At 41.1% G+C, this 18,597-nt stretch carries 20 protein-coding genes and 1 pseudogene; 8 read left to right on the forward strand and 13 right to left on the reverse strand.

What is annotated here, in order from left to right; all coding sequences use genetic code 11:
• The 4 genes and pseudogenes from T429_RS10120 to glmM all read left to right on the forward strand — a co-directional run.
• Window positions 1-788, forward strand: a pseudogene (locus T429_RS10120) (tol-pal system protein); the annotation flags it as partial.
• A gap of 18 nt (window positions 789-806) precedes the next feature.
• On the forward strand, window positions 807-2,294 hold the full coding sequence (tilS, locus tag T429_RS0109350; RefSeq protein ID WP_005774613.1) for a tRNA lysidine(34) synthetase TilS: 1,488 nt from the start codon (window positions 807-809) through the stop codon (window positions 2,292-2,294).
• 114 nt (window positions 2,295-2,408) lie between these two features.
• A complete protein-coding gene (ftsH, locus tag T429_RS0109355; RefSeq protein ID WP_005774614.1) occupies window positions 2,409-4,577 on the forward strand; it encodes an ATP-dependent zinc metalloprotease FtsH in 2,169 nt (722 codons plus the stop codon).
• Between the two features lie 851 nt (window positions 4,578-5,428).
• On the forward strand, window positions 5,429-6,784 hold the full coding sequence (glmM, locus tag T429_RS0109360) for a phosphoglucosamine mutase (protein ID WP_005774616.1): 1,356 nt from the start codon (window positions 5,429-5,431) through the stop codon (window positions 6,782-6,784).
• A 450-nt stretch (window positions 6,785-7,234) separates the two neighbouring features.
• Here the strand turns inward: glmM and T429_RS0109365 are convergent, their stop codons facing one another.
• Window positions 7,235-7,591: a helix-turn-helix domain-containing protein gene (locus tag T429_RS0109365; protein ID WP_005775227.1), complete on the reverse strand. Its 357-nt coding sequence runs from the start codon at window positions 7,589-7,591 to the stop codon at window positions 7,235-7,237.
• A 1,148-nt stretch (window positions 7,592-8,739) separates the two neighbouring features.
• On the opposite strand from T429_RS0109365, the gene T429_RS0109370 reads away from it, so the two are divergent.
• From T429_RS0109370 to T429_RS0109385, 4 genes are all read left to right on the forward strand, one after another.
• Window positions 8,740-9,114, forward strand: a complete 375-nt coding sequence (locus tag T429_RS0109370) for a hypothetical protein (protein ID WP_026501011.1) — start codon at window positions 8,740-8,742, stop codon at window positions 9,112-9,114.
• Between the two features lie 254 nt (window positions 9,115-9,368).
• The gene (locus T429_RS0109375; protein ID WP_005775230.1) at window positions 9,369-9,614 is read left to right on the forward strand and encodes a HigA family addiction module antitoxin; all 246 of its coding nucleotides are present in this window, start codon (window positions 9,369-9,371) and stop codon (window positions 9,612-9,614) included.
• Between the two features lie 199 nt (window positions 9,615-9,813).
• Complete coding sequence (locus tag T429_RS0109380) at window positions 9,814-10,002, forward strand: antitoxin VbhA family protein (RefSeq protein WP_005775231.1); 189 nt, start codon at window positions 9,814-9,816, stop codon at window positions 10,000-10,002.
• A complete protein-coding gene (locus T429_RS0109385; RefSeq protein WP_005774621.1) occupies window positions 9,989-10,582 on the forward strand; it encodes a Fic/DOC family protein in 594 nt (197 codons plus the stop codon). Before T429_RS0109380 ends, T429_RS0109385 begins: the two co-directional genes overlap by 14 nt.
• Here the strand turns inward: T429_RS0109385 and T429_RS10515 are convergent.
• The 12 genes from T429_RS10515 to T429_RS0109450 form a co-directional block, all read right to left on the reverse strand.
• Window positions 10,525-10,767 carry a type IV secretion system protein gene (locus T429_RS10515; RefSeq protein WP_078674251.1) on the reverse strand — a complete coding sequence of 81 codons (243 nt, stop codon included), beginning with the start codon at window positions 10,765-10,767 and terminating at the stop codon, window positions 10,525-10,527. The two genes, T429_RS0109385 and T429_RS10515, sit on opposite strands and share 58 nt — an antisense overlap.
• Before the next feature lie 122 nt (window positions 10,768-10,889).
• Window positions 10,890-11,174, reverse strand: a complete 285-nt coding sequence (locus T429_RS0109390) for an EexN family lipoprotein (protein WP_005774622.1) — start codon at window positions 11,172-11,174, stop codon at window positions 10,890-10,892.
• 323 nt (window positions 11,175-11,497) lie between these two features.
• Window positions 11,498-11,797 (reverse strand): EexN family lipoprotein, encoded by a 300-nt coding sequence (locus tag T429_RS0109395; protein ID WP_026501012.1) that lies wholly within the window; start codon window positions 11,795-11,797, stop codon window positions 11,498-11,500.
• A gap of 2 nt (window positions 11,798-11,799) precedes the next feature.
• The gene (locus tag T429_RS0109400; protein WP_005775232.1) at window positions 11,800-12,183 is read right to left on the reverse strand and encodes an EexN family lipoprotein; all 384 of its coding nucleotides are present in this window, start codon (window positions 12,181-12,183) and stop codon (window positions 11,800-11,802) included.
• A 150-nt stretch (window positions 12,184-12,333) separates the two neighbouring features.
• The gene (gene virB11, locus T429_RS0109410; RefSeq protein ID WP_005774626.1) at window positions 12,334-13,386 is read right to left on the reverse strand and encodes a P-type DNA transfer ATPase VirB11; all 1,053 of its coding nucleotides are present in this window, start codon (window positions 13,384-13,386) and stop codon (window positions 12,334-12,336) included.
• A 65-nt stretch (window positions 13,387-13,451) separates the two neighbouring features.
• The gene (gene virB10, locus T429_RS0109415; RefSeq protein ID WP_005775233.1) at window positions 13,452-14,636 is read right to left on the reverse strand and encodes a type IV secretion system protein VirB10; all 1,185 of its coding nucleotides are present in this window, start codon (window positions 14,634-14,636) and stop codon (window positions 13,452-13,454) included.
• Between the two features lie 47 nt (window positions 14,637-14,683).
• The gene (virB9, locus tag T429_RS0109420; protein ID WP_005775234.1) at window positions 14,684-15,535 is read right to left on the reverse strand and encodes a P-type conjugative transfer protein VirB9; all 852 of its coding nucleotides are present in this window, start codon (window positions 15,533-15,535) and stop codon (window positions 14,684-14,686) included.
• A gap of 2 nt (window positions 15,536-15,537) precedes the next feature.
• A complete protein-coding gene (locus T429_RS0109425) occupies window positions 15,538-16,209 on the reverse strand; it encodes a VirB8 family type IV secretion system protein (RefSeq protein WP_005775236.1) in 672 nt (223 codons plus the stop codon).
• Complete coding sequence (locus tag T429_RS11135; RefSeq protein ID WP_005774630.1) at window positions 16,206-16,493, reverse strand: hypothetical protein; 288 nt, start codon at window positions 16,491-16,493, stop codon at window positions 16,206-16,208. The genes T429_RS0109425 and T429_RS11135 overlap by 4 nt, the downstream gene beginning before the upstream one ends.
• Window positions 16,494-16,499: 6 nt before the next feature.
• Window positions 16,500-17,387, reverse strand: a complete 888-nt coding sequence (locus T429_RS0109435) for a TrbL/VirB6 family protein (protein WP_005775237.1) — start codon at window positions 17,385-17,387, stop codon at window positions 16,500-16,502.
• A gap of 51 nt (window positions 17,388-17,438) precedes the next feature.
• Complete coding sequence (locus tag T429_RS0109440) at window positions 17,439-17,822, reverse strand: EexN family lipoprotein (RefSeq protein WP_005775238.1); 384 nt, start codon at window positions 17,820-17,822, stop codon at window positions 17,439-17,441.
• A 305-nt stretch (window positions 17,823-18,127) separates the two neighbouring features.
• A complete protein-coding gene (locus tag T429_RS0109450) occupies window positions 18,128-18,541 on the reverse strand; it encodes an EexN family lipoprotein (RefSeq protein ID WP_026501014.1) in 414 nt (137 codons plus the stop codon).
• Window positions 18,542-18,597: the final 56 nt, after the last annotated feature.

Genomic DNA, 18,597 nt, shown 5'->3' on the forward strand with positions numbered 1-18,597 from the left:
CTGCTAATAAAGCTGCCTCCGATGTAGTGAAAAAAGCTTCTGACGCTGCTGATAAAGCTGCGGGTGTTTCGGTGCACCAAGGGATTATTTTAGAGAATCAGCAGGCTTTATTTAAAGATTATGATTTAGATAAGCTTTTACATAAGATACGGATGGTGCTTGAGCATAACAATTTGAAGACTGTTAACAATCAGTTCCACCGGCTTTTTGATAAAAAAGACTCTTCTGTTTATTCTTGTTCTATTGAAAATGCTGCTTTGGATGCAAAATCTCAGACTGTAAAAAAAGAGACGGTGCAGGAGCATGGCACGAGTGATCAGAAAAAGGTTGCAGATGTGAAAGACCATACAACGAAGGAAACAGGTGATCATTTACAAAAAGCGCATGATGTAACGGCTCATATTAAAGCAGATCAAAGTGACACGCTTTCTTCTTCCAAAGCTTTGTATAAGGAAGGATATGACTTTATCCGTTCTGCCAACTATGTTGAGGCTGAAAGGAGCTTTTGTGCTTTTCAAAATCGTTACAAAAAAGATCCTTTGAGTGATGATGCTTTATTTTGGTTGGCTGAATCTTTGTTGGGACAAAAACGCTATTATGAAGCAGCACAAGTTTATCTGTCCGCATGGTATGCCGATAAAAAGAAGCTCTATACCTCTGAGATTTTGCTGAAATTAGCAAGAAGTATGGTTGCTCTTGAGAAAAATGAAAAGGATTGTGCTTTTTTCGCAAAGAAATCAAAACATCATCAAATGTTAGAGTCTGTGTTTTGTAAGTCTCTAAAATAAGCAGCGAGGTTTTTTTGAGTGTGCGTTAGACTGGCAAGAAATCTCTTTAAAACATCGGACTTTATTCAGTGTCGACGCGTGATTCTTGCCGTCTCAGGGGGAAGTGATTCTTTAGCGTTAATGTTTTTGGTCAAAGAGTATTTGGAAACGCTCTCAATGCCCCCAGAAATCATTGCTGTGACGGTTGACCACCAATTGCGTAAAGAATCAGCGTGTGAAGCAGAAACTGTTGCGGAAATTTGTCGTGCCCATCACACTAAACATATCACTGTGCGGTGGGAAGGCACAAAACCAAAGACACATATTGCTTCTAGCGCTCGTATTGCACGCTATAATCTCTTATTTCAGGAAGCGCAAAGACAAGGCGCTTCCCTTATTATGACGGGCCATACACTCAATGATCAGGTTGAAACCTATCAAATGCGGTCGCAGCGTCTTCAAAAGAGTAGGGGGGCTTTATGCGGTGAAGCTGGTGCTATGCATAATGGTGTTTCTGCAGGCAGTTTTGCCGGTGCATTATGCGGTGAAGCTGGTGCGATGCGTGATGAAGATCATGCCGGAAAAACGAGAAAAAATATTGCCGAAAAAAACGATGGAGTTCTCTATGAGCGTGGTTTATCTTGTATTCCACGTGAAGCATTATTGCAGAGAAAAGTCCGTTTGATTCGGCCGCTTCTTGGCGTAAGGCGCCAAACATTGCGTAATTATTTACGTTCACAAGGAAAAATGTGGATTGATGATCCCACAAACGAAGATCGCAATTTTGAACGTGTGCGGGTGCGCCAATCTCTTTCTTCGCAAAAGCTTACTGATATTGCTCAAAAAATAAATCAAGCCGCCTTGCAGCGTCGTCAACAAGCGCAAAATATTGCCGATTTAATTGTAGCGCTGAATATTACGGTTCAACATGGGTGTTGTTTCATCAAAAAGCCTGCGCCATTTTTACAAAAACATGCTTGTTTCCCTTTTGTTGTTGGGCTTTTTGCCGTGTTGATGGGTGGGGGATTTTATTTGCTCCCCCCAAAAAAATTAAGCACGCTTGTTCAAAAGCTCTGTCTCCATTCTCCCGAAAAGCAGCGTTTTACATATGCAGGCTGTGTGATTGAATATAACAGAGATGGCATTGCTTTATGGCGTGAAGGGCGCAATATGAAAGAGACTCTGGTAGGGACAGAGGAAACGCTCATATGGGATGGGCGCTATCAGATTACCAATCATGGATCTGAGGCTATAAAGGTTGGAGCAGCCAATTTAGAACAGCTGAAATCTTTATTGCAAAACAGCAATTTTAATCTTGAAAAACCTCATTTTCCCTCTTTACAATCGCTGCTGATGATTTCCAATGATAAAGGGTGTGATATTCCTGAGTTGATTTCTCAAGCGATTATTCATAAAAATGTTATCATCAAGCGGATTATGGCGCCTTTCGATTGGCTTTCCTCACGTGAAGATGCTGCGCTGGTGAATGTTTTGGAACCTTTTTTTAATCTTGAGGTGAAAAGATAAAGAAAAATAACGCTAAAAGAGAATAAACCGTCTCTCATCCCTTGGCAAGGGGCTGACAAGGTTATATGTTAAGGGGAACTGTTTGAAATCTATATTTGATTAAGTGGGCTGAATATGAATTCCAATTACCGCTCTCTCCTCATTTGGGGAGTTATTGCCTTGATTTTGATTATATCGTTTTCTATTTTTAATGGAGATAGTCAACGTTCTGGTGGTGGAGAAGTCTCCTATTCTGAATTTTTGCAAAAAGTTGAGAATAATGAGCTAAAATCGGTGACCATTCAAGGTCAAAAATTAACAGGAAAAACCATCGAACAGAGAACTGTTTCAACTTTTGCACCACGCGATCCTGGTTTGATACAAAAATTGGAAAGCAAAAACGTCAATGTTAAAGCTATTCCTGAAAGTTCTGGAAATAGTATCTTCCTTAATCTCCTGTTTTCTTTGTTGCCTGTTATTATTATCGTTGGGGCGTGGGTCTTTTTTATGCGACAAATGCAAAATGGATCACGCGGGGCAATGGGATTTGGGAAATCAAAAGCAAGATTGCTTAATGAAGCGCAAGGACGTGTTACCTTTAAGGATGTTGCTGGCGTTGAAGAAGCAAAACAAGATCTGCAAGAAATTGTTGAATTTTTACGTGAACCACAAAAATTTCAACGCTTAGGAGGGCGTATTCCTCGTGGTGTTTTGCTTGTTGGTCCTCCAGGAACCGGTAAAACGCTGTTAGCGCGCTCTGTCGCGGGTGAAGCCAATGTGCCATTCTTCACCATTTCAGGGTCTGATTTTGTTGAAATGTTTGTCGGTGTTGGGGCCAGCCGTGTGCGTGATATGTTCGAACAGGCTAAAAAAAATGCACCTTGTATTATCTTTATTGATGAAATTGATGCTGTTGGACGCCATCGGGGTGCTGGACTGGGTGGCGGAAACGATGAACGCGAGCAAACCTTGAATCAGTTGCTTGTCGAAATGGATGGGTTTGAGCCCAATGAGAGTATTATTCTGATTGCTGCAACAAACCGCCCTGATGTGCTGGATCCTGCTTTATTGAGACCAGGACGTTTTGACCGACAAGTTGTGGTGCCAAACCCAGATGTTTCTGGACGGGAACAAATCTTGAAAGTGCATGTGCGCAATGTCCCTTTAGCTCCGAATGTTGATTTGAAAGTTTTGGCAAGGGGAACACCAGGATTTTCCGGTGCAGACTTGATGAATCTTGTCAATGAAGCTGCTCTTATGGCTGCAAGCCGTAATAAAAGAGTGGTGACCATGCAAGAATTCGAAGATGCAAAAGATAAGGTGATGATGGGGGCTGAACGTCGTTCAACCGCTATGACGCAAGAGGAAAAAGAACTCACGGCTTATCACGAAGCAGGGCATGCTATTGTGGCTCTCAATGTACCGGTTGCTGATCCTGTCCACAAAGCAACAATCGTTCCAAGGGGAAGGGCATTGGGAATGGTGATGCAGTTGCCAGAAGGTGATCGCTATTCCATGAGTTATCGCTGGATGATTTCTCGTTTGGCTATCATGATGGGAGGACGTGTGGCTGAAGAGTTGAAATTTGGAAAGGAAAATATCACATCAGGGGCTTCTTCTGATATTGAGCAAGCAACGAAATTAGCACGTGCCATGATCACACGGTGGGGATTTTCTGATCTGCTTGGAAATGTCGCTTATGGCGATAACCAAGATGAAGTCTTTTTAGGTCATTCTGTGGCGCGAACACAAAATGTTTCTGAAGAAACAGCGCGCATGATTGATATGGAAGTGCGTAAGCTTATTGATGATGCCTATAAAAATGCCACCAATATTTTAAAAACAAAAAGAAAAGAATGGTTTGCTCTCGCTCAAGGCTTGTTGGAATATGAAACTTTAACGGGTGCTGAAATTAACGAAGTCATTGCAGGTAAGCCTCCTTCACGCACACAGAAAGATGAAAATGCTGCGCCGCGGACTTCCTCTGTTCCAAAAACTGGAACAGTAAAGGTAGAGACCTCTGTGGACGATGAAAAAGATGCTAAAACAGCGCCTAAAACAGTGACCCATAAAGCAGAAACCGTTAAAGGTGAGGCAGGCAAAGTAGAGGGCGTTGTTGGGAAAAAAACAGCAAAATCCAATGATACTAAGTCCAAGGATACTGAGTCTAAAAAAGTGCAATCGGGTGAAGCTGAGAAAAAAGCACAAAACGCAAAAGGTTCCACAAAAACACTCAATCACTCTCAAAGTAAAAATAGTGCTGACAAAAAGCCTAATACTATGGGAGCTGATAAAGAAAAATAAGAGCCTTTTAATAACGCTTAAGTGGCTATGTTTTGGAAAAATTTCTAAATTCTTTGAAAAAGGCGCAAGCAAAGCTTTGCGCCTTTAATGTAATATTAAAATATGGAAGCAAAAAATTAAGCAAATCCGTTTATTATGACAGCTTTAGCAAGGGGATAAAGTGGTCTGTTCTCTTGCAGCATTGGTAGGGGGTGCGAGGGGGAATGTCTTGCGGTTTTGGTCCGAGGGTTGTGAGGTTTGACGATGAATTGGCTCGCAGGTTTTCTCAAGAGCGCGAGGTGAGGTGAGACGGGTGCTTTGCGGTTTTGGTCCGAGGGTTGTGAGGTTTGAGAATGAATTGGTTTGCAGGTTTGCTCAAGAGTGCGAGGTGAGGCGATAGGGGTGCTTTGCGGTTTTGGTCCGAGGGTTATGAGGCTTGATGATGAATTGGTTTGCAGGTTTGTTCAAGAGTGCGAGGTGAGGCGATAGGGGTGCTTTGCGGTTTTGGTCCGAGGGTTGTGAGGTTTGATGATGAATTGGCTTGTGGGTTTTCTCAAGGGTAGCGAGATGAGGCGATGGATTGGTTTGCGATTTTGGCAGAATGTGAGACTATCCTTTGCGTGTTTTTAAGGATGTGTGAAGCCTGTTTAGAAAATAATATTGCTTGATGTGTGCAGAGGAGACACATTATTGGTTGAGCATGGTTTAGATGCGTCAATGGTGAAGAGGGGTTTTGATGCTCTAAAAAGATGAGGGGCAAGCCCTATGGTCTCGTTGAGAGGGTAACGGGTATAGAGTAAAGGACTATTATACCAAGGGGGCTGTTAGGGTGTTCAAGAAAAGCCAAGGGAAGAAGGATAAAGGAAAGAGGCATGGTGCAAAAATATTTTGGGACAGATGGGATTCGGGGGAAAGCCAATTCATTTCCTATGACACCTGATTTTGCCATGAAGGTAGGGATGGCTGTAGGGGTTTTATTCCGTTCACACCATCAATCGCGTCGTGTGGTGATTGGTAAGGATACACGATTATCTGGCTATATGTTGGAAAATGCTTTGGTTTCAGGATTGACTGCTGCAGGGATGGAAGTTTTTTTATTGGGGCCTGTTCCGACACCTGCTGTTGCCATGCTTTGCCGTTCGTTGCGCGCGGATCTTGGCGTGATGATTTCGGCTTCTCATAATCCTTTCTATGATAATGGCATTAAACTTTTTGGTCCTGATGGTTTTAAACTTTCAGATGATATGGAAGCAAAAATTGAACAATTGATCGATACAGATCTGTCAAAATCTTTAGCAAGTTCTGCTGAAATTGGTTACGTAAAACGGGTCGAGGGGGATATTTATCGGTATATTGAATATGCCAAACGAACTTTGCCTCGTGATGTTCGCTTAGATGCTGTGCGTATTGTGGTGGATTGTGCCAATGGCGCTGCTTATAAAGCCGCCCCCCGAGCTTTATGGGAGTTGGGGGCTGAGGTTTTTGCTATTCATAATGAACCTAATGGCACCAATATTAATCAAAAATGTGGCTCAACTGATTTAAGCTCTTTAAAACGAAAAGTGCATGAAGTGCGTGCTGATGTGGGGATTGCTCTTGATGGAGATGGCGATCGTGTGCTCATTGTTGATGAAAAAGCACAAACAGTTGATGGGGATCAGTTGATTGCTGTGATTGCTGAAAATTGGTATAAAATGGGACGGTTACGGTGCAATGGGGTTGTTACAACAATTATGTCTAATCTGGGACTGGAGCGGTTTTTGAACAGCAAAGGATTGGATCTTATTAGAACAAAAGTTGGAGATCGTTATGTTGTCGATGCCATGCGCCAAAAGGGATATAATGTTGGAGGAGAAGCGTCAGGGCATATTGTGCTCAGTGACTTTGGGACAACGGGCGATGGGTTGGTGGCAGCCTTGCAGATTTTAGCTTGTATGAAGGAAAATCAAAGCCCTATGAGCCAATTGTGTAAACGCTTTGAACCTGTTCCACAAATTTTAAAAAATGTAACGATTAAAGATAAAAATGTCTTGAAAAAAAATCCCGTCAAAACGGCCATTAATCAAGCAGAAAAGCGGTTGGGAAAAGAGGCGCGATTGGTTATTCGTGCTTCTGGAACCGAGCCGGTTATTCGCCTTATGGCGGAAGGGGATGCACGAGATGTGCTGGATACGGTCGTGACAGAGTTGATGGATGTGATTACTCAGCATGATGCGCTTATGGGGTGATGTGCTTATGGAAGCTTGAGCTTTAAGGCATCTTGAGTTTTTTAAAGGTGAGTGATCAGCTCATCTTTTGAAAAAAAACAAAAGGAAGATAGGAAATGATTTACTGGAGGAATGCGTCATGTCAGAGTCAGAGAAGCGGGTGATTTTTGGTGATGTTGTGATAAGAAGTTACCACCTCGTAATGTAGTGAAGACAATTTTCTCACCTAGTTTAACATCAAGGTGCTTTGGTAAATTGTGCTGTAGTAAATACGGCTTCAGCGTAATTTATCCTTTCGCTGTGACAGTTAATGCAGGTATAGAAAAATGCTCTTACTATCAATGTAGCTAGTGGATATATATAAAAGTAATATAAAAATAAATTACCCTTGAGTGTAAGACAATTAATGTGAGCTATGGCACGTTGATCGTCATCTGTAACGTGGATTATGTTATTTTTCAAAGCTGTTTTCTATTCGGCAATTAAGGACAAAATTGCTTTCTGTTTTTTAGGTTTGAGTTGTCTAAAACTTTTTACAAGGAAGTATTCTTCTTTACTGGAAATTTCTGCATCACAAGGGTATGAAACATTTCTTTTTTTGGAAATATCGGCATAAAAAAAGGAGATATCAACATCGAGTATGTCGGCGATTTCCTGCAAACGTCCGGCTCCTACACGATTGAATCCTTTTTCATATTTTTGAATTTGCTGGAAGCTTACGCCTAATTGTCTTCCTAATTCGTTTTGAGAAATTCCCATGAATTTTCTTTTGGAGCGAATTTTTTCGCCTACAGAAACGTCATTAAAATGTTGATTTTTTGTTTGCACTTCAAGCCCCCTCCGGTTGCGAGCGCCCTCGCATTGGTATTCCGGGAGTAGTGAAGTACTGAGTTTTCATCAGCATTTTGCTTTTAGTTCTATTGCACTTGGACATAACAAAATCTCCCGGAATCCGGGAACACTCACATAGTGAGTTAATTTTTTGAAAACTTAGGGTTCACTATCCCTTAGTGATTATTGCGTAGATAACCAATAACTCTTATTGATAAGATAATCTTGGAAGATTAGCAAGAAAAATAGTTTTTTACTTATAAGCTTTTGAAGCGAATTTTTTTGCCTACAGAAACGTCATTAAAATGTTGATTTTTGGTTTGCACTTTAAAGCTCCCCTCGGTTGCGAGCGCCCTCGCATTAGTATTCCGGGAGTAGTAAAGTACTGAGTTCTAATCAGCCTTTTGCTTTTAGTGCTGAAAAGCACCTGGACATAACAAAAGCTCCCGGAACTCTGGGATATCCGCAAAGCGGGATAAATACATGTCTCAAGTTTTGGGTCTTTCATTCCCTGATTGATCGTTGCGTAGACGATCAAAACATTTCTAAATTGATAAATTATTTCAGAAAATTGGCAAGAAAAATAGTTTTTTTACTTATAAACTTTGTTTTTTAATGAGAGGCTACCACCTCTCAAACTCTTGTGTACGCTCACCAAAATCATGAAATCAGATCCGCGTTTAATGAGAGGACAAAATAAGCCTTTGTTCTTAAGGTCAAGGAAACCCCTTTGGGGCGCCTAACGGCGTCCTTGACCTATAACCATAGAGGCTTGCTTTGTCCTTCTCACGCGGCTCCGAAATCATGATAAGAAGGAGAGCTTATTGGGGCATATAAGTTAAAAAAACAAATAAAAATTATAAGGTATTTTATGCTCTATGTATTTGAAAATAAATAGGTATTTTGTTATATAAATATTTAAGTCGTGAGCGGATACGAAACAATCTTTCTCTGCTTTTCAAAAACTGACTGTCTTTTATTATTTAGGGCAAGGCTTGCCCATAGAGTCTATGAAGCGAACCGCATGAGTGGTCAGCAGTAGGTCCCCGCTGAAAGAACCTAACTGTTCACAGATCGGCGCTGGGTGGAATCCCCGTCCTTTGAGGTGAGGGGTGGAGGTCAAAGTAAAAATATGGGAGGGGCTAATAGATACTCTATCTACTAACCAACTAAATAAAAAAGAGAAAAATTCAGTTTCTAAAATTCTTAGAGTGTTTTCTATCGTTCGTAAAACCTTATCTACCATATTGAAAATATGCCTTTTTTTTCTTTTTCTTTTCCTTTTATTTATTCGTAAACCGGTTATTATTTTGACAGAGTTTATAGTAGGGGGGAGTTTATTAGTGTTATTCATTTTTTTTACTGGATATGTGGCGGGTGCGGCTCCCTATGAACACCAAACAGCAATGGTCATTGGTTATATAGTTTTTATATTTCTAGGTTTAGCTGTCAATTGGGGGTATGATACGCTCCTATTGCGTTTAGCACCACCTAATTATGATTTTATGCTTTTCAAATAACGAGTGGAGTAAAGATAATGAAATTTTTTCTTATTATGCTCAAAAACTGAAGCTATTTTAGGGGCTCTTGAAGAGATGTATCGCCAAAAGATTTAAAGTTATGCATCCTTTTGATTCCATCTGCTAAAAGGTGATCTCAAAGATTATGGGTCAATGATTGTCAATGAAAATTGACGTGTGATATTTCGCTTTGATGGCATATTTAATGGTGTAGTAGATGCCTCAATGGTGGTATCACTAAGGAGATCTAAGCAATGATGAAGAATCCTTCATATCCTGGTGAATTATTGCGTGAAGATGTGATCAAAGAACTTGGTTTATCGATTAATGAAGCAGCAGAGTGGCTTGGTGTATCTTGTGGAACACTTTCTAGAGTTTTAAATGGAAAAGCCGCTATGAGTGCTCATCTTGCTATTAGGCTTGAAATGTCTGGTGTAAGCACAGCACGTGCTTGGCTTGCACTGCAAACAAATTATGATTTATTAAAAGAAATTCTTTAAATAACAGTCTCATGATAAAGATTGCATAAAAGAGTTTAAAACGGCTGTTAAATTTTTTAACAGAGATATTGGGGAGAGCAAAATAACGCGAGATAGAGCGTATAAAATCAAAAAATGTGACACGGAAAAGCAAGGAATAAAATCTTGTGTCTGCGGTCTATTCGAGCCATAATGAAGATAAGCTAAAGGAGGATTTTATATGTTGAGTGAAGAGGAAATTAAACAACGTCGCTTTGCTGCTGAAAATGCATTAGTAAGCCAACGTTTAGAGGGGTTAGAGCCAGATCCAAAAGTCGTTGAGCAAATGGAGCGTGTTATTATTGGAGAGCTTGAAACAAGTGATATTATCAAAGATTTGTTGGAGCGGGTAAAACGTGGAGACGTATAAGGGGAGTGGTGATCCTTATACTGATCCTAAAACTGGTGTGATGTATAACCGGTTTGAAATTCAGGATAAAACCGTACTGGAGCGTGTAGAATCCACTTTCGCTTATGTAAGGTCTTTTGAGCTTATGCGTGCTGCTAGGGGTGGTAAGTTTGATCTCAATCATATGAAAGATATTCACAAGAAGCTATTTGGTGACGTCTATGAATGGGCGGGAGAGATCCGTTCAATAGATATTACCAAAGGTGGTTGTTTATTTGCTTATCATCATCAGATTGAAAGTTATACGCCGAAGATTACACAGCAGCTTGCCAAAGAACAATATCTGCGTGGTCTTGATGCGGATGAATTCAGCCAGAGAGCTGGATATTACATGGGTGAAATAAATGCGTTGCATCCCTTTCGAGAGGGAAATGGACGCACTCAGCGTGAATTTATTGGTCAACTTGCTCGTGAGGCTGGTTATCATATCAACTGGAAGGGTATCACGCGACAAGAAATGATAGAGGCATCAATTGAGGCACTTTATGGTACTTCTGAATTACTGTCTGAGCTTATTCGTAAGAACCTCAATCTCTTATAAGCAGCGGTATTTTTGGTGCGTACAACAATGATGCCGAATTTGAAAGTTGTCACTATAAATTCCCATAAGGGCGTGGAAGAGCGCCCATAGATGATATTGTACCCTATAAATATAATATAGATTGTACAAGACGCTTTAAGCGGGGCACTTAACCCCGACGAAAGATGTGTGATGGTTTTATCCATTATCTCTGGGAGGCTCCACCAACATATTGTCTATAGTGGTAAATACATCATACGCTGCCATTGTTTTTTTCCCCTCGTATCATATGGGGATCGCGTTTCATGCGAAGTCGAGTTTTTGTACTTTAATTACTGTTCTCTTTCTTTTCAGATTGTTCTTGCGCTTTTTTCTTATCGTCATTTTTATGAAATTGTTTTAGATAGTCATCAAAACGTTCTTGACGAAGTTCGTTTTCTGCTGTCCTTAAGTTTTCACAATTTTGCGAAGTTCCTGACCATCCACATTTCGCAGCCCATTCTTTGAGTAATTTTTCATCTTTTTTAAATTCTGCAACGCTATAGGTTTTTTCACAGCCAGCAGCGATGAGTCCTGTGCAAAGTAGCAATGCGGTGATAATGACTTTGTTCATTGATATTTCCCCTTTTTCCTTTCAGTTTTACAAGGTTTGAGCACAATTTTTAAATTATGCTCGGTTATCGGTTTTTATAACCAGTGATGATAAATCTAGGGCAGCGACATAATGCTACCGTAAATGGAGTATAGGATGCATGTAAGTGTTTAGCTTGAGCAGCTAAAGTGCGGTAGTGATATGTGAGGGTGTTGTCTGTTACCTCTGTAGGAGGCTCCATCAACATATTGTCTATAGTGGTAAATACATCATACGCTGCCATTGTTTTTTTCCCCTCGTATCATATGGGGATCGCGTTCCATGCGAAGTCGAGTTTTTGTACTTTAATTACTGTTTTCTTTCTTTTCAGATTGCTCTTCTGTTTTTTTCTTATCGTCATTTTTACGATATTTATTTAGATAGTTTTGAAAGGATTCTTTACCAAGTTCGTCTATTGCTTTTCCTAAGTTTTCACAATTTTGAGGAGATTCTGTTTCAGAAGGTTTTTTCCACATACATTTAGATATCCACTCATCGCGTAAATTTTTATCTTTTTTAAATTCAGCGACGCTATAGGTTTTTTCACAGCCAGCAGCGATGAGTCCTGTGCCAAGTAGCAATGTTATTATGAGAACTTTATTCATGATTAGTGATTGTCCTGTTGTTGTTCTGCCGCGCGCTCTTTTGCTTCTTTTTCAGCTTTAGCCCGTTGTTTTGCTTCAAATTCAGCTCTTCTTTTTACTCGCTCAGCGTGTTCTTTATCCCTAAGTTCCTTTAAACTTTTATCCAAGTCTTCTGCAGCTTTACGCTGTCTCTCTCCAGCTTTTGCTCGATATTCCTTATCAAGTTCAGCTACTGCTAATCTTAGGTTTTCACAATTTTTTGAAGTTCCTGCAAATCCACATTTAGCGTCCCACTCGAAGCGTAAATTTTTATCTTTTTTAAATTCTGCGACGCTATAGGTCTTTTCACAGCCAGCAGCGATGAGTCCTGTGCCAAGTAGCAATGCGGTGATAATGACTTTGTTCATTGATATTTCCCCTTCTTTCTCTCAGTTTTTATAACCAGTGATGATAAATTTAGAGCGCAGATATAATGTTGTGAGAGATATTTTTTCCTATAGTTTAGTTGCTTTTCAGCTTCATTTTTTTCATGTTTATTGACTTGACTTTGCGTTTTTTTAAAAAGCATCACGGCGCTTGAAGGGGTCGTAGTAAATTTCTGTGACACGAAATTTGCCTTCAAGGCGTTTGCATTGGATGATGACGTCTATCATGGAAATTAATAAGCCGCGGATATCTTCTCTTGCTAAATTACCGCCACCCTCACTTTCTTTGACAAGAAGGGTCATTTGTTCAAAGGCGGAAAGGGCTGTGGAGGCATGAACTGTGGTGATGGAGCCTGGGTGACCAGAGTTGACATTGCGGATATAGTAAAAGGCTGTGCCATCACGCAGCTCTTGTAGGAGAATGCGGTCGGGGCGCATGCGCAAGCCCGATTCAAGGAGTTCTTTTGCGCCAGCTTTTGCTAAGCCTTGATTGTCTTTTGAGTAAAAAAGTTGCACTTTGTTTGAATGGGGAACAACCAGTTCTGGTGTGTCTTCAATGGTGAGAATGCGTTCGTATTCGGGGATTTTGGCAATTAAAGCTTTGGAGAGGGTGGTTTTTCCCGAGCCGGTTTTGCCAGATATCAAAATATTTTGTTGGGTGATAACGGCGCGTTCTAAAAACTTACAAAAATCTTTGGCGATAAAGAGGTCTATTAGTTCTTGTTCTATGTCAGAAAGTTCACCTGCTCGCTTTTTCATTTGTTCAAGGGGGGTGAAACTGACGTTTCTTGCCACAGAAAACAGTTGGTTTTCGTGTAAACTTTCAAGGGAAAAAGTGCGTGATGAAGGTTTACGGATTGTCATGCTGATGGTATTGGGGGAAACAGCGGGGGGCATGACAATTTGTATGCGTTCATTATTGGGGAGTGTTGCGGAGAGAACAGGGTTTTCTACACTGATCTTTTGTGTTGTGTAGGCAGCAACAACTTTTGCAATGCCTTCTAGCTCGCTGTAGGTTAGTTCTTCTCTCGTGTGGGTTTGCCAACCACCTGGACCTTCGACAATCACTTCACCAGGGCGATTGACGACAATTTCAAATAAATTTTCATTATTGAGGAAGTCATCTAAGATTTTTAATTTTGTTAAAACGATGGAGGCTCGTTCTGCATTTTTTGCTGTTGGCATGATGTGACTTTAATTACTTTATGTGTTTTATGGGGTTTATATATTTTTATTGATTGTGAGCGTGACTAATGAAAAAAGGAATAGCCTGGGGTTGAGTGGGAGTAAGTGCTGTTCCTTTTGTGGGTGAGCGTTAGTTTATAGACAGATGAAAAGTCGAGATCTCTTGCGACGAAAATATTGACCAGTTCGCCTTGGAATTTTTCTAAGGTAGGGGGGATGTTGATTTGGTTTTCAAGGGCGATACTTGCTGCATCTTTTCCCATGTTGTTTGCGCCTTCAAAGCCACCGCCTCCAGAGTTGTTTGCACCTGCTTTATTGGATTTTTTTTGCATTCTGTTGGTGAGGGTGGTTGTGGCGCTATCAATAACGGTGAGTAAAAGGGAAGAGCCAAAGCGTTCCCACCAATGGGTGTTGATGTTGCCATCAAAGCCGGCGCGCCCTAAACTGTCGGTTGCGGGTGAGGCAAGGGGGATGATGATCCCGTTTGGGGTTTTTGCTCTGGTCCAGAGGACGAAGAGACGGGATTGCCCTTGTTTGATGCCTCCGCGATATTCGCCAACCACTTGGGTTCCTTTATCAAGCAAAACAACGCGTCCATTGTCAGAGAGGATATCGCGGTTAATAATGCAGCTGGCAAAGCCTGGTTGGTCACTGTTTAAGGCGGTTTCTAAGATACAGGGGATAGAGGTTCCCATGGCGATGATAAAGTTTCTATTGCCGATGAGTTTTGCTTTTGTCTCTTCTGATGTGGTGGGTTTTAGGAGGGTTGCAAAATTTTGTGTGTTTTGAGCGGCAGGAGAATTTTGCATCTGAGTGAGATTTTCAAGGGCATTCAATTTCTCAAGGGGGTTGAAAGCACTGTTGACGACGTCTTTTAATTCAGATTTGGAGCCTTTGGCAAAAGCAAGAACAGGGGCGCGTCTTGCGGCATCAAGTAAGGGATCATCTTTTTTGGGTTCTGGTGCGAGTGGTTGTGGGGGGGGGAGGGTTATGGGCGCCATTTTTGCGCGCGGATCAGCGGGGGCGAGTTCTAAAGGCGCGAGGGAATTATGAAAGCTTTGTGCTTGTTTTTTATGTGCTTTTGCGGTTTCTTTTTGTTCTGTGGGAGATGAGAGAATGTTCCAGACCACGTAGGCGCAGACTCCTATACAGGCGATGGCAACAACTATTTTTTTGCCAAGGCTTTGTGAGATATTGTTGCGTTTATCCCCTATTGATCCTCGATCTTCTATGGTGGTTTTATCACTCATGTGTTGGTCCCCTTTGAATTCCCGCTTTATTTAAAATTTAAAGATGTTTAAAGATCTGATGCGACTTTACGTTCAACAGATGGTGAGGTGGTTCCGGTATCTGGATTGATGCCTTTTGGTTGATAGGCTTCGTTAAAGATGCAGAGGACATTTTTTCCCTGTCTTAGGGTGAATCTGGCACTAATGGCATGGACAATAACCATGTTGCCTCTTGTGGTTTTGGGCACGAGCGATTCTGTTCCATCATTGCCTACAATATAAATGGCAGGGATTTCTTGGTTGTCAGGAAAAGAAAATGTTGTGGTTTTTCCATTGTCATAAACGGTGGCGGGTTCAAGGATGCTTGATCCTTGCGCGGTGTAAGCCCAATTGCGTGGTCCGTAGGTTTCATAAGCGTTGAAGGCACCGTCAATCTGCTGGGCTTGTTTTTTTTCTTGGCGCAGAAGGGCGGCGAGTCTTCTTTGTTCTGCTTCTTCTTGGGGGTAGCGAAATTTCACAAGGAAATAGGTTTCTTGTCCAGAGGAAATTTCTCCATCTTTGATGATCAGTTCAAATTGATAGGAACGTTTTGAGCCATCAAGTTTTGTGGTGACGACTTGGAGATTGGTAATGGGTTGGACTTCGCGTGCTTTGAGGAACAGAATATTGCCAGCGGGGGCGACTTCCCATGCAACGCTGTTGCCAATGGCAACATGCGCGATTTCTTCATTGGCAGAAAATTCTATTTGGACCGATGAGCGGATGGAGCCAATAATTTTTGTGACATTATAAGCATCATAATTGATAAAGCGAATACGGCTGTCGCTCGGCGCGCGGGTGGGAAAAACACTGGCGTTGCTCCAAGGTGTAGGAGAAAGGGCGAGAAGGCTTAGAATTAGAAAAAGAATTTTTTTTGTCATGATCAGTTGACCACTTCCGGATCAGTTCTATATTCATTAACAATAAACCCAAGAGGATTTATCAAACGGTTTTGGACAGAGATAGGGGCATTGATATATTCAAAGGTGAGCGTTGCAACCCAATGAGTAATGAATTCTTTGTTGTTTTCATTGTCACGGATTGTTCTGTAATAGCGCACTTGAGCAACATCTTGATTGATGAAGGAGATTGATTTTATCGTTATTGTAACGGTGGCGTGTTTATAGAGAATTTGGGGGCTTTGTGGATTTTTTGCGCCGTACCAGCTGGCAAATCTTTCCTGCTCTTCAGGGGAAGAGAGGAGAGAGACAGTTTCGAAGTTGTGTTGTACTTCTTCTACGGCAAAGCCTTCACGGGAGCGGACGTATTTTGCGGCAAAATAGCGTGTGATGGCTTCATCCACATTGGTGGGTCCTTCTTTTAAGGCTTCCACGACTTCTGTGATACCGGTTGAATTGTCCACACGGATGACAAAAGGCTCTACGGTTTTAAGCGGTGTGAGGGTGATGACCGCGAGTGAGGAGATGAGCGCGACGATAACGGATATCGCGGCAATCGTGAGGGAGGCGCGGGTGGTGCGTCGTGCTGCTAACATGCGATCTTGATCAAAAGAGCGCGCTTCAGCGATGTATTGTTCTACGTCTTTTTCTTTCATGCTTTTTGCCCGCAATTTTTGTAAGATCTCATTTCCTCATCGGTTAACTTTTGTGCCAGAAGCATTTCCAGCTTGCCCTCTTTTAAGGGTGAGGGGGTATTGTTACTGATGATGATGGGGGTGGGTGTTGGTTTTTTCCCTTCCCAATTCCACATGGATCGGTTGAGTGGACGTTTAGAATACCCATCACACTTTGGAAGTGATTTTAGCGTGTGTGATGAAGACATACAGCCACTGAGAAAGAGAAAAGGTAAGATGACCCCAATTTTTTTAAATTCCCGCATTTTAACTTAAGCCTTTGCTAATAGTGATGCTAATTTTTTAACGCCACCTGTTATTGTTTTAGCTCCTCCTGAGCCTGTAAGGGATGCCCCCCCAGAGGCTAAAGCAGATGCCATGCTAGGTAAATTGAAGAAAAGAAAAACACCCCCAATGCCAACCACCATGAATGAGCCATAGGCAAACATCATATCTTCAATGTCTTTTGTAAAGATTTTCAGTGCAAGTTTGATATACATACTCCCAAGCAGCACGACTAATACCTGCAAAATGACGAAATTTGCAACTTGCCCTAACCATGCTTCTGTAAAACGTCTTGTTGCTGAAAACATATAGAGGCTTATAAAGAGTGGTCCTACTGATAGGACAAGAAACAAACCCAGCTTAGCAAACATTGTGACGTAAAAACCAATCAGGCAAAAAATAGCAGCAATCACGTAACAGGCAAAACCAACAATCCAAGCAACAAGATACGCCCCCAGTGCAAGCCATGAAGCTTTTTTTGCTTCATCAAAAACATGTGCAACAGCTTGATTTAACATATCATCCCATACATTTTTATCTGAGTGTATTGTCCCTTGTGTGGCCTGTGCAATGGCATTCGGCAGGCTATTGAAAAATAAATCCCCGACCCACTCATTATAAAGAGCAGCGTTTGTGGCAAGTGCAACAACGATGCCGAGTTTGAAAGTTGTCACTATAAATTCCCACAGTGGCATGGAAGAGCGCCCAGAGATGATATTGTACCCTATAAATATAATGTAAATGGTACAAGATAGTTTAAGCGGACCATTTAAAGACGATGAAAGGTTTTTAATGGTTTCATTCATGATTTGCATGATGGGTTTGATTAATGAATCTTCTATTGTGGTAAAGTAAGCTATTTTGTCGAATGCCATTGCACGTCCATTTTATTTAATGTTTGCAAATATGATTAATTCTGCTGTCAATTATTTATCCTGTTTCCGCTCCGCTTCTCTTTTAGCGCGCTCTTCTGCTTCTCGTTCAGCTCGCTCTCTCGCTTCTCGTTCGGCTCTTCTTTTTTGAAGGTCAGCTTCCATTTCGGCTTTAAATTCTTCCGCCGCTTTGCGCATATTTTCGTTATGTCTTTTAATTCTCTCTTCAGCTTTTGCTTCATATTCTTTCTGAAGTTCTAAAGCTGCTAATCTTAGGTTTTCACAATTTTTTGAAGTCCCTGAGAATCCACATTTTGCTCCCCATTCTTCCATCAACTTTGGATTTTTTTTAAATTCTGCGACGCTATAGGTTTTTTCACAGCCAGCAGCGATAATTCCAGTGCTAAGTAGCAATGTTGTTATGAGAACTTTATTCATCAATATTTCCCCTTTTTCCTTTCAGTTTTACAAGGTTTGAGCACAATTTTTAAATTATGCTAGGTTATCGGTTTTTTATAACCAGTGATGATAAATCTAGGGCAGTGACATAATGTTGCCATAAATCTATTGTACAGTCTGTGAGGTTCTTTAAGTTGAGCAGCTAAAGCGCAATAGCTATGTGCAGAGGTATTGTCTGTTGCCTCTGTGAGGGGTTCCATCAACATATTGTCTATTTTAGTGAATATGCCATTGCTTTCTACTGCCATTTAAATGCTCCGCTCTTTATTTCTTATTTTTATAATTTAATTATTATCTTGTTTTCGCTTAGCTTCTCTTTTAGCACGTTCTCTTGCTTCTTGTTCTTCCTCAGCACGCTCTTTTGCTTCTTGTTCAGCTAATATTTTTTTAGTATCAGCTTCCATTTTTTTAAGTCTGGCTCTCATTTTAGCCATATCTTCTTCATCTCTTTTGCGATTGTTCTCTTCCGCTTGACGCTCTCTTTCTGCTGCTTGTGCTTGACGTTCCTTATCAAGTTCTAAAAATGCTAACCGCATGTTTTCACAATTTTTTGAAGTTCCTGCAAATCCACATCTAGCATCCCACTCGAAGCGTAAATTTTTATCTTTTTTAAACTCAGCGACGCTGTAGGTTTTTTCACAACCAGCAGCGATAATTCCAGTGCCAAGTAGCAATGTTGTTATGAGAACTTTATTCATCAATATTTCCCCTTTTTCCTTTCAGTTTTACAAGGTTTGAGCATAATTTTTAAATT

The organism is Bartonella elizabethae F9251 = ATCC 49927, from assembly GCF_000518165.1.
Classification (GTDB): domain Bacteria; phylum Pseudomonadota; class Alphaproteobacteria; order Rhizobiales; family Rhizobiaceae; genus Bartonella; species Bartonella elizabethae.